The 13,835-nt window shown below is 63.3% G+C and carries 11 protein-coding genes; 5 read left to right on the top strand and 6 right to left on the bottom strand.

The features are described 5' to 3' along the window. Window positions 1-203 precede the first annotated feature (203 nt). From glnA to BE0216_RS03155, 4 genes are all read right to left on the bottom strand, one after another. Window positions 204-1,640, bottom strand: a complete 1,437-nt coding sequence (gene glnA / locus BE0216_RS03170; RefSeq protein WP_072723831.1) for a type I glutamate--ammonia ligase — start codon at window positions 1,638-1,640, stop codon at window positions 204-206. Between the two features lie 455 nt (window positions 1,641-2,095). Continuing rightward, complete coding sequence (locus tag BE0216_RS03165) at window positions 2,096-2,881, bottom strand: DUF4191 domain-containing protein (RefSeq protein ID WP_094635996.1); 786 nt, start codon at window positions 2,879-2,881, stop codon at window positions 2,096-2,098. A gap of 71 nt (window positions 2,882-2,952) precedes the next feature. Then, window positions 2,953-4,395, bottom strand: a complete 1,443-nt coding sequence (lpdA, locus tag BE0216_RS03160; protein ID WP_094635997.1) for a dihydrolipoyl dehydrogenase — start codon at window positions 4,393-4,395, stop codon at window positions 2,953-2,955. Between the two features lie 108 nt (window positions 4,396-4,503). Next, window positions 4,504-5,115, bottom strand: a complete 612-nt coding sequence (locus BE0216_RS03155) for a DUF3043 domain-containing protein (protein WP_094635998.1) — start codon at window positions 5,113-5,115, stop codon at window positions 4,504-4,506. A 166-nt stretch (window positions 5,116-5,281) separates the two neighbouring features. Between BE0216_RS03155 and BE0216_RS03150 the strand changes: the two genes are divergently transcribed. The 3 genes from BE0216_RS03150 to BE0216_RS03140 all read left to right on the top strand — a co-directional run bounded on the left by BE0216_RS03150 (window position 5,282) and on the right by BE0216_RS03140 (window position 10,001). Beyond that, entirely contained in the window at window positions 5,282-6,649 is a 1,368-nt protein-coding gene (locus BE0216_RS03150) for a dipeptidase (RefSeq protein ID WP_094635999.1), read from the top strand. 174 nt (window positions 6,650-6,823) lie between these two features. Next, window positions 6,824-7,438 carry an ECF transporter S component gene (locus BE0216_RS03145; RefSeq protein WP_094636000.1) on the top strand — a complete coding sequence of 205 codons (615 nt, stop codon included), beginning with the start codon at window positions 6,824-6,826 and terminating at the stop codon, window positions 7,436-7,438. A gap of 97 nt (window positions 7,439-7,535) precedes the next feature. After that, window positions 7,536-10,001, top strand: coding sequence for an ATP-binding cassette domain-containing protein (locus BE0216_RS03140; RefSeq protein WP_094636001.1), 2,466 nt, complete (start codon window positions 7,536-7,538; stop codon window positions 9,999-10,001). A 9-nt stretch (window positions 10,002-10,010) separates the two neighbouring features. Here the strand turns inward: BE0216_RS03140 and BE0216_RS03135 are convergent, their stop codons facing one another. Beyond that, complete coding sequence (locus BE0216_RS03135) at window positions 10,011-11,150, bottom strand: sensor histidine kinase (protein ID WP_094636002.1); 1,140 nt, start codon at window positions 11,148-11,150, stop codon at window positions 10,011-10,013. A 6-nt stretch (window positions 11,151-11,156) separates the two neighbouring features. Next, the gene (locus BE0216_RS03130) at window positions 11,157-11,894 is read right to left on the bottom strand and encodes a response regulator transcription factor (RefSeq protein WP_158217165.1); all 738 of its coding nucleotides are present in this window, start codon (window positions 11,892-11,894) and stop codon (window positions 11,157-11,159) included. 164 nt (window positions 11,895-12,058) lie between these two features. On the opposite strand from BE0216_RS03130, the gene BE0216_RS03125 reads away from it, so the two are divergent. Next, window positions 12,059-12,802 (top strand): hypothetical protein, encoded by a 744-nt coding sequence (locus BE0216_RS03125; protein ID WP_094636004.1) that lies wholly within the window; start codon window positions 12,059-12,061, stop codon window positions 12,800-12,802. Continuing rightward, a complete protein-coding gene (locus tag BE0216_RS03120; protein ID WP_226805684.1) occupies window positions 12,799-13,833 on the top strand; it encodes a peptidoglycan-binding domain-containing protein in 1,035 nt (344 codons plus the stop codon). The genes BE0216_RS03125 and BE0216_RS03120 overlap by 4 nt, the downstream gene beginning before the upstream one ends. Window positions 13,834-13,835: the final 2 nt, after the last annotated feature.

Here is a 13,835-nt window from a genome sequence, read left to right as displayed (position 1 = left end):
GGTATTCCAAGGAACGTCACGTTGGGATGTTCGTTTGGGTGTGATTTGAGGGTCGCACGGGCGTGGGTGAGGATGACATCCGTGCGACCAGACAAAGAAAAACCCCGACCGAAGCCGGGGTTGTTCTTTGCCATCAATGGCTGCCTTTTGGCTACCCTCGAGATTAAGCAATGGCTTAATCCCAAGGAAAACAGCCCTTCAGCCTAGATGTGGAAGTACAGCTCGTACTCCAGCGGGGTGGGCGACAGGCGGGACTGGTCGATCTCATCGCGCTTGAGGCCGATCCAGGTCTCGATCAGGTCGTCGGTGAAGACGTCGCCCGCGGTGAGGAAGTCGTGGTCCTCCTCCAGCGCGTCCATGGCCTCGGCCAGGGAGCTCGGCACCTGCTTGATGCCCGCGTGCTCTTCCGGCGGCAGCTCGTAGAGGTCCTTGTCGACCGGCTCCGGCGGCTCGATGTGGTTGAGGATGCCGTCGAGACCGGCCATGAGCTGGGCGGAGAAGGCCAGGAACGGGTTGCAGGAGGGATCCGGCGCGCGGAACTCGATGCGCTTGGCGGCGGGGGAGGTGCCGGCCAGCGGGATACGGATGGCGGCGGAACGGTTGCGGGCCGAGTACACCAGGTTGACGGGCGCTTCGAAGCCCGGCACCAGACGGTGGTAGGAGTTCAGCGACGGGTTGGTGAAGGCCAGCACCGAGGAGGAGTGCTTGATCAGACCGCCGATGTACCAGCGGGCCAGATCGGACAGGCCTGCGTAGCCCTTCTCATCGTAGAACAGCGGCTTGCCGTCCTTCCACAGGGACTGGTGGCAGTGCATGCCGGTGCCGTTGTCGCCGGCCATGGGCTTGGGCATGAAGGTGGCGGCCTTGCCAGCCAGAGCGGCGGTCTCGTGGATGACGTACTTGTACTTCATCAGGTCGTCGCCCGCGTGCTGCAGGGAGTTGAAGCGGTAGTTGATCTCCTGCTGGCCGGCGCCGGCGACCTCGTGGTGGGCGCGCTCCAGAGTCAGACCGACCTTCTGCAGGTTGGCGACCATATCGTCGCGCAGATCCTGGTTGTGGTCGATCGGCGGGACGGGGAAGTAGCCGCGCTTGACGCGGTTCTTGAAGCCGATGTTCGGGGTGCCGTCCTCTTCGGTGTCCACACCGGAGTTCCACGGGGCCTCGATGGAATCGACCTCATAGAAGGAGCGGTTCATGTCGTTGGAGAAACGCACCTTGTCGAAGATGAAGAACTCGGCCTCGGGGGCGAAGGAGGCGGTGTCGGCGATGCCGGTGGACTTCAGGTAGGCCTCGGCCTTGCCGGCGACCTGACGCGGATCGCGGGAGTAAGGCTCGTCGGTCAGCGGATCCACGATGGAGAAGGAGACGTTCAGCGTCTTATGCTTGCGGAACGGGTCGATGAAGGCGGTCGCGATATCCGGGATAAGCTTCATGTCGGACTCGTTGATGGCCTGGAAGCCCTGCACGGAGGAGCCATCGAACGGCATGCCCTCGTCGAAGGCGTCCTTGAGGAATTCGCTGGCCGGCACGTTGAAGTGCTGCTGGACACCGATGAGGTCGGTGAAGCGGATGGAGACGTACTCCACGCCTTCCTGGTTGATCAGGGCCTCGGCGTCGGCCTTGGTTTTGAGTTCGGTCACGGGACCGCTCCTTTCATGAGAAACGTTACGAGTGTTAAGCATAGGAATATGCGTTTCGCTCACTCGCGAGTTGGGTTACGAAAGTGTTACGTCGGGATGCTGGATTGCATGGAACCCACGGAATCATGCGGTTTTGCGGTGATTGAGCCGCTGGTTTGCGTTTTTCAGGTTATGGACAAGACCCGGTGCGGTGCGTGCGCCGTCCGTGTCGAAGGACGTGGACGATATGGTCGGGGCCATGCGATGAAGCCGTGTGGGTGGATGCGGGACGAGGAACGTGGGTAGGGAGCGGAAAGACACAAAGAAGAGAGGGGAGAAGTGGAGAAGGAGGATGACAGAAAGACGCGAACGAGAAACGGAAAGGAAAGACGGAAAGATTGTTGTCGGAATATGACGGGGCCCCACGGCGTGCATGGCGTCGTGGGGCCCCGCGAAGAGATTCCGATTCGTGCCGATCAGCGGCCGCGCATGGCGCGACGGCTCACACGCTGCGGATGCGTGGGATCGATGCCCTTGGGAATGCCGTATCCGCCCTTGGTCTGCAGGGTGCGCAGACGGTCGTTAAGCGTGTCGAGCTCGGTTTTCGTCAGCAGGAAACGGCGGCGCGGGTGGATTTTGGCCAGTACGGGATTCTTATGGTTGGTCGGCTCGTAGGCCTTCTTCTTGGTGACGGCCTTGCGCACGTCCTTCAGCGCCACCTGATGCTCGCCGGTGCCCACCGCGATGCGGTACACGGGAATGGATGAGCCGGCGGTCACGCCCTTGATGTTGTGCTCCTGGCGGTCCATCGCTTTGGAGACGCGGCCGTAGTCGCCCTCACCGATCAGATAGATGCCGTTGATGGAGGTGCCGCGCCAGATCGCGTCCTTGGTTTTGGCATCGATCCACACCGGCTGCTCAGGGAAGGTGAAGCCGGCCTTCTTCATATTGCTCAGCACGCTGACGGCCGCGCCCGGACGCCCCTCCAGCTGACGGTATCCGACGCGGTCGGCGCGGCGGGTGAGCATCATGGTGGCGAACAGCAGGCCCAGCATGATCGCGGTGATCATCAGGAAGATCCAGCTCATCACCGACCAGTGGAAGACGATGCCCGCGATCACCATCACGACGATGGGGGCGACGAACACGCCCGCCAGCAGCCAAGGCAACTGCTTATCCTGCGCGTAGGTGTATTTGAAAATCTGGATGATCTGCTTGATCGTGCCGGGCTTCTTCTCGGCCTTAGCGTCGTTCTGAGCCATCTCTTTCCTTCACTGCGATACGGATGATGAACACACTGGGCATCAAGTCTAGCAGTATCACTGCCCTCCCGTCAGCGCGTGTGCAAGGGACGCCCGTCGGCCTTGAGCAGGGCCTCGCCGAGCGTCTCGCTGAATGTGGGGTGGGGGTGGATAAGCCGCGCGGCCTCGGCCAGAGGCGTGCGTGCGCCGACCAGCTGTTGCGCTTCGGCGATCAGGTCGGACGCGCCGGGGGCGACGATATGCACGCCGAGCACCACGGGCACGCCCGGACGGTCCGCCCTCTCGCCGCTGACCACGGCCATCGAGCCGCCGGTTCCGCTCATCATCATGCGCGCGTTGCCCAGCATGGGATATGCGGTCTGCTTCACATTGAGCAGATCGTCTCGCTCTTTGGCCTGCTCTTCGGTCAGTCCGACCGTGGCCGCTTCCGGCGAGGAGAATACGATGCCGGGCACGGTCGCCTCGTCCACGGGGCGGGGCTCAAGTCCGGCGATGGCCTCGGCCACCGTGATGCCCTGCGCGAAGGCGCGGTGGGCGAGGGCATGCCCGGGGGTGATGTCTCCCACCGCCCACACTCCCGGAACCGAGGTACGACCCAGCTCGTCGACCGCCAGCAGGCCGTGCGTGTCGCGGGCGATGCCCAGCGCGTCGAACCATGGCGCGTCGGTGTTCGGGTCGCGGCCAATGGCGGCCAGCACCACGTCGGCCTCCACGTCGGTTTCTTCGCCGCCGGCCTGCGTATAACGCACGGTCGCGCCGGTTTTGATGCCGGTGTCGACGCCGGTGACGGAGGCGTTGGCGATGACGGTGACGCCCCGGCGTTTGAGTTCGCGGGTGAGGGTCATGCCGGTGCGTTTGTCCCAGCCGGACAGCACGCGGCCTTTGCGGATGATCAGCGTGACCTCGCATCCCGCTGCGTTCCACAGGGAGGCGAATTCGACGGCGATGGCGCCCGCGCCGACGATCACCGCGCGTGAGGGAAACTCGTCCAGCTCCAGCGCCCGCGTGGAATCGATCAGCGCGTCTCGGAACGGCTCTCCCGGTAAAGTTCGGGGTCTGCCGCCGGTGGCGAGCACGATATGCTCGGCGGTGACGGTCGTGACGTGCTGGGTCCCGTCGTCGGCGGGATCGGTTATGAGAATGCGGATGGTGTGCGTGTCCGCGAGTTCCGCCTCGCCGTACAGCACGTCGATTTTGCGTTGTGCGAGCAGTTCGGACAGGCCTTTGGTCATGGTGGCGACGGCGCCGAGGCGATACTCCCGCAGACGGTTGTAGTCGATGCCGGACACGCTCGCCCGCACGCCGAACACGTCGGCATGACGCGCGGCGTCCATGGCGTGCATGGCGGTGATCAACGCCTTCGAGGGGATGCACCCGCGGTTCAGACAGGTGCCGCCCACGGTGCCCTCACGCTCGATCAGGGCGACGGACATCCCCAATTCGGCCGCGCGCAAAGCGGTCGAGTAGCCTCCCGGTCCCGCGCCTACAATCGCCACGTCATACTGCTGGGTCATTTTGTCTCCTTGGGATCGGATGCGGGTCGCACCCCGCGTCTGACGTCCATCGTAAAGCAAAAAAGCCGCCCAGGTCGGGCGGCTCTCCTTATGGAATAACGCGGGGAATCAGTCCTCGGGGTATTCGCCACGCTTGTTGCGCGCCTTGGGAAGACGCCAGCGGCGCATCTGGATGGCGCGGCTCCACGCGTAGGTGCCGGAGCGCGATCCCTTGGCCACGGAGGCCTCGCCGAACTTGGCGATCAGCTTCTTCTTAAGCTTGCGCCACATCAGCCAGGTGTCGATGATCACGGCGAACAGGTACCCGTACATAAGAATCATCATGGCCATGGAGATGGCGACGTTCTGCACGAATACGGACAGAATCATGGACAGGATCAGAATGCCGAAGGCGACCGGGATGAAGAACTCGCCGATATTCCAGCGGGCGTCCACATAGTCGCGGATGTAGATGCGCCACGGCAGACGCTCGGCTCGGGGCATGCGGCTCAGATCGCCCTTCTGCATCGCCTCGTATTCGGCGTTCTCCTTTTCGCGCATGCGGGCCTTGGCGGCTTTCGCGCTGGCCTTGCGGTCCACCGGCACCAGCGGGCGCAGGTTGGCCGCCTGCGCCTCCTTGCGCTTGGGGGTGGCGTGTCCTTTGCCTTTGGAGGAATCGGATTTGGCGGACTCTTCGACAGGCTGCTGGGCCTGCTCCTTCTTGAACGGGTTCCATGTCATGATTGCAGGTTACGGTGACGTATAGACGCATGAATACCAGGTGTCAGGCGTTGCAATCCCATCGATATGGGCCGATATGGGCATATCGAAAACGTCCGTCGCGGCCGGGATGCGGCCCGCGTCTGATTCGCGCGACCCTGGGAACACGAGGAAAGGACCGTCATCCATGTCAGATCTCACCGCTCAGGACATCCGCTCGCGGGTGGAATCCGATTGGGAACGCATCGTCGGCGTGCTGCGCGACAAAATCGCGCTCCAGTCGATTTCCGCTCATGGCATCACCGGCGAGCATATGAGGCGATCGGCCGAGTTCGTGGCCGAGCTGATGCGCGAGGTGGGGGTGGACGCGAAAGTCGCCCAGGCCCATAATCCCGACGGCACTCCCGGCGCATGGGAGGTGATCGGCGCGAGGATCGTCGATCCGGACGCGCCCACCGTGCTGCTGTACGCGCATCATGACGTGCAGCCGGTGCCCGACCCGGCCGAATGGGACACCGACCCGTTCGTGGCCACCGAAATCGACACGCGCCTGTACGGCCGCGGCGCGGCCGACGACGGCGGCGGCATCGCCATCCACTCCGGCGCGCTCAAGGCGCTCGGCGACAATCTCAAGGTGAATATCAAGGTGTTCATCGAAGGCGAGGAGGAGATGGGTTCGCCGAGCTTCATCCCCTTCATCGAGGAGCATCGCGACGAATTCGAGTCCGATGTGATCATCGTGGCCGACTCGGGCAACTGGTCCGCCGAAATCCCCAGCCTGACCACTTCGCTGCGCGGCAACACCTGCGTGGACGTGACCGTCAGGGCGTTGGAGCATCCCGTGCATTCCGGCCAGTTCGGCGGTCCCATTCTCGACGCGAACACGCTGGCTGCCATGCTCATCGCCTCCATGTACGACGCGAACGGCGACCTGGCGGTGCCGGGCGTGGCCGCGGAGGAGCCGATCGGCGGTTTGCAGCGCGACCTCGACGAGGCGAGCGTGCGCGCCGACGCGGGCGTCGTCGACGGCTACCGTATGGCCGGCACCGGTTCGCTCGCCGCGCGTATGTGGACCAAGCCGAGCGTGACCGTGATCGGTTTCGACGCGCATCCGGTCGAAGGATCGTTCAATGTGATCGCCCCCGAAACCACCTTCCGCCTCTCCCTGCGCACCGCGCCGAACCAGCGCCCTGAAGAGGCGCAGGACGCGCTGGCCGCGTTCCTCGTCTCGAACGCCCCCTTCGGCGCGCAGGTGAGTGTGGACAAGCTGGAGAACGGCATGGGCTGGGCCATGGATCCGAACGCCGAGGCCACCAAGGACGCGATGGAGGCGATGGAGGAGGCCTTCGGCGTGGCGCCGGTGAACAAGGGCGAAGGCGGTTCGATTCCGTTCATCCCCGAATTGCAGCGCATCTTCCCTGACGCCCAGGTGCTCGTCACCGGGCCGGAGGATCCGAAGGCCAACGCGCACAGTCCCAATGAGTCCATCTCTTTGCCGGGCCTGAAGAGCAACGTGGTCACCGAAGCGCTGCTGCTTGACAAATTGGCCAGGTGATGTTTTACACTGTGTGAGTTGACACGGGGGCTGCTGTCCAAAAGCGGCTGAGATGAGGGTTTCCTCGACCGAATGAACGTGAGTCCAGACAATGCTGGTGCACGGACGTCGCTCTTTTCCCGTGCCTGAGAACGCACGCCGAACGTCGGCGTGTGACGAGAGAAAGGCACATCAATGTCTCAAACCATCGCCAAAGCCAACTACAAGTGGCGTGTCGTCGATATCGCCGTCGCGTCCGTGATCGGCGTCGCCTCGGCCCTGATCTACTGGGGCGTGGCCACCGCGACCTATGCGCCCTGGGAGGCCATGGACGTGCTGGTTCCCGGACTGCCCGGCCTGTTCAACGGCCTGTGGCTGTTCGCCGGACCGCTGGCCGCCGTGGTCGTGCGCAAGCCCGGCGCGGCCGTCTACGCCGAGGTCGTGGCCGGCGTGCTCGAGGCGCTGATGGGCAATCTGTGGGGCGGGGTCGAAACCTTCCTGATCGCCCTGCTGCAGGGTCTGTTCGCCGAAGTCGCCTTCCTGATCTTCGCCTATAAGAAGTGGAACCTTTCGGTGATGGTGTTGTCCGGCGCGCTCTCCGGCCTCGCCTGCTGGGGCTACACCTTCTTCACCCACCTGCAGGGCATGAGCGTCACCGGCTCCTATGGCCTGCTCTACCTGGTCACCACCGTCATCTCCGGCCTCGTGTTCGCCGGCGTGTGCATGTGGTACCTGTACCTCGCCATCGCGAAAACCGGCGCGCTCGACAAGTTCTCCTCGGGCCGCGAGGTGCGCGGGGTCACCGCCTGACGCCAACGAGACCTCCCATGCGCTTGGCCTGCCGCGATGGCGGACGGCCAAGCGCGTGGGAGGATAACGTTCTCCTTCAAGACTCTGGAGCGGCATTATGATCGACAACGCGATCCTGCGGTTCGACAATTGGGGCTACCGTCATGCGTCCCGCGCGTCCTTCGCCGTGCGCGGATTGAACCTCACCATCGAGGCCGGGCAGCGTGTGCTGTTGTTGGGGGCGTCCGGCATCGGCAAATCCACCATCCTTGAAGGTGCGGCCGGTCTGCTCGGAGGCGGCGATGAGGATGGTTCCGCCGGCGATGGCGGCGCAACCGCCGTCACCGATGCGGAAGGGGGCACGAGCGAAGGCCGCGTGCTCGTCGACGACGTGCCCGTGCATCAGGCGCGCGGCCGTGTGGGACTGGTATTGCAGGATCCGGACGCGCAGGCCGTGTTCCAACGCTTGGGAGACAATGTGGCGTTCGGTCCGGAGAATATGGACGTTCCGCGCGAGAAGATCTGGCCCCGCGTGGATGATTGTCTTGCCGCCGTAGGACTTGCGGGCGTGCAATTGCACCGTTCCGTGCTCCATCTGAGCGGCGGGCAGATGCAACGCCTCTCTCTGGCCGGCGCGCTCGCGATGCGCCCCGGCGTGCTGTTGCTCGACGAGCCCACCGCCAACCTCGATCCCGACGGCGTCGAACAGATCGTCGACGCGGTGCGCATGGTGCTGGCCGAACAACACTCCACCATGGTGCTGGTCGAGCATCGCGCCGGCCCTTGGATCGACCTCATCGACCGCGTGGTCGTGCTCGGCCTGGCCGATGGCGACGCGGCCGGCGCGCGCGTCACCCAGAACGGCGAGGATGAGGAGATCGACCATGCCGTCTCGAGCCGCACGGTCGTCGTGGCCGACGGCACGCCCGACGAGGTGTTTCGCAACCCCGATCTGGACTTCGCCGCACTCGGCATATGGCTGCCGGAACGCTACCGCCGTCCGAGCGACGAGATCCGCCGCATCCACACCGCTGACGAGCCCGAATACCCGGCCCGCACCGGCAACGGCGAGACATTGCTTTCGGCCCGTGATCTGGCGATCGGCCGCAACGGCGAAGCCATCGCCGAACATATCGACCTGGACTTCAACGCGGGGCAGATCACCGCGCTGGTCGGCGCGAACGGTGCCGGCAAATCCACTCTGTCGCTGACGCTCGCCGGTCTGCTCGAACCCGTCGCGGGACGGGTCGAAGCCGCGCCCGCGCTGGCGGAGGGCGCGCGCGGCGACGCGCCCATCGCATGGCGATCCACCGAACTGGCTTCACGCATCTCCTACGTCTTCCAGAACCCCGAACATCAGTTCGCCTGCGGCAGCGTGCTCGACGAGGTGATGCTGGGGCCGCTGCGCGCCGGCGTGCCGGCCGCCGAGGCCGAGAAGCGCGCCCGCGAGCTGCTCGAACGCTTCAACCTCATCCGCTACGAGCGGGCGAATCCGTACACGCTTTCCGGCGGCGAAAAGCGCCGCCTCACCGTGGCTTCGAGCCTGGCCGCGGCACCCCGCGTGCTCATCCTCGACGAGCCGACCTTCGGCCAGGATCGCCGCACCTGGATGCAGATCGTGCGGCTGATCCACTCGCTGCGCGGCGACGGCGTGAGCATCATCGTCGTCACCCACGACCGCGAGCTCGTCACCGCATTGGGCGCGCGTCTGGTCGAACTCGTGCCGGACGGCGCCGCAGGGGAGTGGCGCGGCGATCGGACGGAAGGCGAACGCATCGCGGTCTCCGCGGTCAACCAACGCGAAGAGCCGCCCAAAGCCTCCAGCCGTTCGCCCTTCCTTGCCTCGCTCAACCCCGCCTACCGTCTGATCGGCGCGTTTCTGGTCTCTTTGCCGCTGCTGTTCAGCCTCGACTGGGTGTCCGCGGGCGTGGCTCTGGCGTTGGAGGCTATCGTGCTGATGGCCATCGGATTCACCCCATGGCGCATCGTGCGGTCCACATGGCCTGTTTTCATCGGCGCGCCCGGCTCGGCGCTCGCCGTCTGGCTGTACGGCAAGCAGGGCGGCGACACCTGGTTCCAATGGGGCATGATCCATGTCACCGACCGTTCCAGCGAACTCGCCATCGCCACCGGCCTGCGTATCCTCGCCATCGGCATTCCCGCCATCATCACGATTCTGGGAGTGGACGCGACCGACCTGGCCGACGCGTTCAGCCAGATTTTGCGTCTGCCCGACCGCTTCGTCTACGGCGGACTGGCGGGCATGCGTCTGTTCTCCGTATTGCAGGACGATTGGGCGGCGCTCACCGCCTCGCGTCGCTCGCGCGGACTCGGCGACGACAGCAAGGCCAAGGCCTTCTTCCCGCAGGCTTTCGCGCTGCTGGTGCTCTCGATCAGACGCTCCACCACGCTCGCCACCGCCATGGAAGCGCGCGGATTCGGCGGCGACGGTCCGCGCAGCCACGCGCGCGTGAGCGAAGTGCACACACGCGACCGCATGTTCCTCGTCGGATGTCTCGCATTGCCGATCGTGGCGCTGGCCGCAGCGGTGCTGACCGGCAGCTTCTCCTTCTTCGGCAACTGACGAGACTGGCTAAGCGTTCTCGTCATCGGCGGGCAGGAATGCGAAGACGACCCACATGTCGCCTTCGCATTCGGCGCTCAGTGTGCCGCCGTATGCAGAGAAGTCCTGCTGTAGCCCGTGCAAGCCGTATCGTCCGACGGGAAGATCCGTAGCGGATTCGTGTGCGGCGAGAGGATTGATTTGGGTGACCTCCACGCCTTGTCGGGTGAGAAGTACGGAAAGCTCGTAATGGCAGCCATGAGGCGCATGCCGGACGATATTGGTGTGGATCTCATGCAGCAGCGTGAGAATAAGGTGTTGTTTGTCGGCGCTGAGTTTTACGGGTGTGTCCGTCTGAGTGGTGACGCTGCCGGAAAAACCGAGGGCGCGAAGATTCCCGCCGTCCTCTTCCAACATGCGTGTGATGCCCTTCACAAGATCCTCATAGGAAGGATCCTTTTCGGATGTTGCGTCGCCATCGACCTGCCGGAGGTATTCGATGGCTCGGTGGGTGTTCGACAAGGCTTCCGTCGCCGCGTCATTGATCATTGCCCAAGGTTGTTGATCGCCGTCCAATCCAAGCCGTATCTGTCGTTGGGCGATCCGCGCGATTGACGACATCTGGTTGGTGACGGCGCTATGGATTTCGTTGGCCGCCCGAATGGCTTTCTCGCTGTCCCGCAGCCGTATGCTCGCCATCTGTGCCGCATGCTGGTTTGCCACGAACTGCTCACGCCACCGCAATGCGCTGCCCAGTAGGGCGGCGAACACGAAAGTCACCAGGAAGGCGACCAACGCGCGGCCTCCTGATGCGCCGCCGGCGGCCGTCTCCAGAAGTTGGGCGATGGATGCCGCGCATAGCGCCGCGAATGTGGTCGCATTGTTCGTCTGATAGGCGAGGAATCCGATCACGGTGACCAGCGCGTATATGGGAGTTGCCGCGGTATCTGTATACAGCATCGTCATGCTGGCGTCGCAGACGAGAGCGATCACAAACACCACACGGGGACGAATCGGCGCAAGCGCGATCAGCACGCATTGCGCGGCGGATAGCACTATGGCCGGCCATTGCGCCGATGGACGTGCGCACCATTCGGCGATGCATACGAGCTCGACTCCCAGAACGATCGCCCACTGAACGGGATGATGAATGCGTTTCACGATATTCATGGGAGCCTATCTGTTGTTGAGCCATATGGCTACTGCTTGGCGGGAGGTTCGGGCGCCGAGCTTCTTCATGATGTTGTGCATATGCCTGCGGACGGTCGCCTCGGCTATGCCGAGACGGTCGGCGATTTGTCGGTCGACAAGTCCGCATGTCGCCACAAGATCGAGAATCTCTTCCTCCCGTATGCTCAAAATCGCCGGTGCGGGCTCATGCTTCAGTCGTATCTGAGCCATCACAGGGGACTCGAATCCCTCCATAACCTCTCCGCATTGCATCAGATGGATGCCTCGGACGATCTCATCCTCGTCGTTTTTGCTTATCAGTCCCTGCACTCCGGCATGAACGGCCTTGTCATGATACATGGTTGTGGAAAAACTGGTGATCGCAAGCAAACGGGTTTTAGTGTTTCCCAATCGTATATGACGGCATAATGATGGGCCTTGAATGCCTTCGAGCGACATGTCCACCAGTAGCACGTCGGGGATGTCTCGAGGTGCTGAGCAATGTTCCAACGCCTGTCGCGCGGTGGCGGCGGTCCAGATCGGCGATGCGAATCGAATCCGTTCATGGATGATCCGGATGAGCGAGCGTAATGCCATTTCGTCGTTATCGACTATGGCGATACGACAGAACGTCATGCCCGCCGAGCGCGTGTGCGCAGTCGACGTTCGATCTTCCATCCCCATATTCAACTTCAACCCATTCCCGTCTTCCTCAACGAATTCAACCGCCATACTATCGAACATGGTCGCATCGTGAAACCCTCGCCGAAGAGCGTATGCACAAATGTTGTAGTGGAGGGAAGCACATGGGTATACACAAAACAACCATGCGATTGTTGCCCGACAGACCACAGACCACATACCCTGAACCAGGAAGACTCCATCGGAGCTGATGAGAAGGGGCGATTATGAAGGGAATGATTCGGTTTGGCGCGGCCGCCGTCGCCGTTATGACGCTGGCGGGCATGTCCGGTTGTTCGCAAGCGGCGGACGGCGGCCAGACAACGGCGGATGATGTGGCAGGGGAGTCCCGCGGCAAGACCTCTGGCGGAGGAGCGTCGCAGAACAGCGGCCGGGACATCGGTTCGGGTGCGACGGGTGAGAAATTGGCGAACTCGCTGGACGAATACATCGATATGTTCATCTCGAACCAATTCGAGCCCGCGTCCGATTATGAGAAAACCGTGATGGAGCGTGCCAAGGCTGATGGCGGCGTGACGGCGGCCGACTACGAGGACGCGTGGTCGACTTATAAGTCGTGCATGCTCGACAAGGGATATAAGGAGATCGTTCTGATCAAATATCCCAACGGCATCTACGAGGAGGCGGTGCATTATTCGGGCACCGACTCCCAAGAGGAGAAATATGATGCCGATCAGGCGTCATGCTTCGGCAACGTGAACATCGTGGCGGAGATCTACGCCGTGCAGCAGGGCAACGGTTCGTTGCTATCCAACCGGGACGAGGCGATCGTGGACTGCCTGCGCCGTAACGATCTGGTGCCGAAGGACTACACCGCGGAACAGTACGCGCGTGAGCGCGCGGATGGCGAACTCAGCTACGATGCGCAGGATATGGGTGTGCGGGGTTGCCAGGCCGCCAACAATTCGTTTGTGGGGTTCGCCGATGATCCCGTGGAGAAACTGTGGTGAGACGCAAGGTATCGATTGTATGGCTGCCATTGTCGGTGATGACGGCGATGGCGCTTACGGCGGGAGCCTGCGCGCTTTGGCTGCCCGACCGCGCGCCTGCGTTGCTCGATAGCGCGAAGGAGATCACCAGCGTCCCCGTGAACACGCAGCAGTACTCCGGTCAACAACAGGTGACGGTGGTACCGACCATGTCCGCGTCATACGGACTTATCGGCAACGCGTCCGGAACGGTGACCGCCAACTGGTCGGGGGCGGGACTGAATTCCGGCGCGGCGGCATACAAGGTCAACGACCGTGTGATCATCGCCCTGAACACGGCCAGTCCGCTCTACCGGGATCTGACGGTGGGAGATCAAGGCGACGACGTTCGCGCGCTGAACGACGAGCTGGGACGGTTAGGATACGCTTCCGCTTCGGGAACCGACCTGTACGATTGGCGCACCCGAGCGGGATGGCAGCAGCTGATGTCTGACTCGGGCAATACCAGCGACGGCTCTCTTCATCTGTCTGATGTCCTATGGATTCCGCAATCCAGTGTGCGAACCGAGTCATGGAGCGCGGGAGTCGGTGTCGTCGTCAATGCGTCAGATATCGTGGGTGAGGTGCCCGGCGGCATCACGTCGTTGACGATCAAGAACGGGCAGGCCCTGGACAGATCCCGCGTGCTCACCGTGTTCGACCAGACGACCGTGTTGCCCGCTGGCGAGACCACGGTCAGTGACGCGGCGTTCTGCCAGCAGGTCGCCCTTACCGAAGGGTTTCGTACGATGACGGCGGACATGCTGTCCGCGGGATTCGACGCCACGTTGGCATTCGAGGAACCGGTGACCGTGCTGCGGGTTCCAGCCGGTGCGGTATATGGCATCACCGGTTCCACTGGCTGTGTCGTGGCGGATGGCGAGGAAACGCCGGTGCTCATCGTCGGGGCCGAACTCGGCGTCAGTCTGGTGCGGCCTTCGGACGACACCGACACGTCAGCGATCAGTGAGGTCGCTTTGGGATCCCGGTTGTCGCAGCTGACATGTGGGTGAGC

Origin of the sequence: Bifidobacterium eulemuris (assembly GCF_014898155.1) — a bacterium.
Taxonomy (GTDB): domain Bacteria; phylum Actinomycetota; class Actinomycetes; order Actinomycetales; family Bifidobacteriaceae; genus Bifidobacterium; species Bifidobacterium eulemuris.
Note: the sequence above shows the minus strand (reverse complement) of the source record. Positions and strands in the feature narration are given on the sequence as shown.

Excerpts from the sequence above, each read along its gene's own strand:
- BE0216_RS03130 (WP_158217165.1), bottom strand. The coding sequence starts at position 11,894 with ATGTTCGATAGTATGGCGGTTGAATTCGTTGAGGAAGACGGGAATGGG.
- BE0216_RS03135 (WP_094636002.1), bottom strand. The coding sequence starts at position 11,150 with ATGAATATCGTGAAACGCATTCATCATCCCGTTCAGTGGGCGATCGTT.
- BE0216_RS03140 (WP_094636001.1), top strand. The coding sequence starts at position 7,536 with ATGATCGACAACGCGATCCTGCGGTTCGACAATTGGGGCTACCGTCAT.
- BE0216_RS03155 (WP_094635998.1), bottom strand. The coding sequence starts at position 5,115 with ATGACATGGAACCCGTTCAAGAAGGAGCAGGCCCAGCAGCCTGTCGAA.
- BE0216_RS03125 (WP_094636004.1), top strand. The coding sequence starts at position 12,059 with ATGAAGGGAATGATTCGGTTTGGCGCGGCCGCCGTCGCCGTTATGACG.
- BE0216_RS03145 (WP_094636000.1), top strand. The coding sequence starts at position 6,824 with ATGTCTCAAACCATCGCCAAAGCCAACTACAAGTGGCGTGTCGTCGAT.
- lpdA (WP_094635997.1), bottom strand. The coding sequence starts at position 4,395 with ATGACCCAGCAGTATGACGTGGCGATTGTAGGCGCGGGACCGGGAGGC.
- BE0216_RS03165 (WP_094635996.1), bottom strand. The coding sequence starts at position 2,881 with ATGGCTCAGAACGACGCTAAGGCCGAGAAGAAGCCCGGCACGATCAAG.
- BE0216_RS03150 (WP_094635999.1), top strand. The coding sequence starts at position 5,282 with ATGTCAGATCTCACCGCTCAGGACATCCGCTCGCGGGTGGAATCCGAT.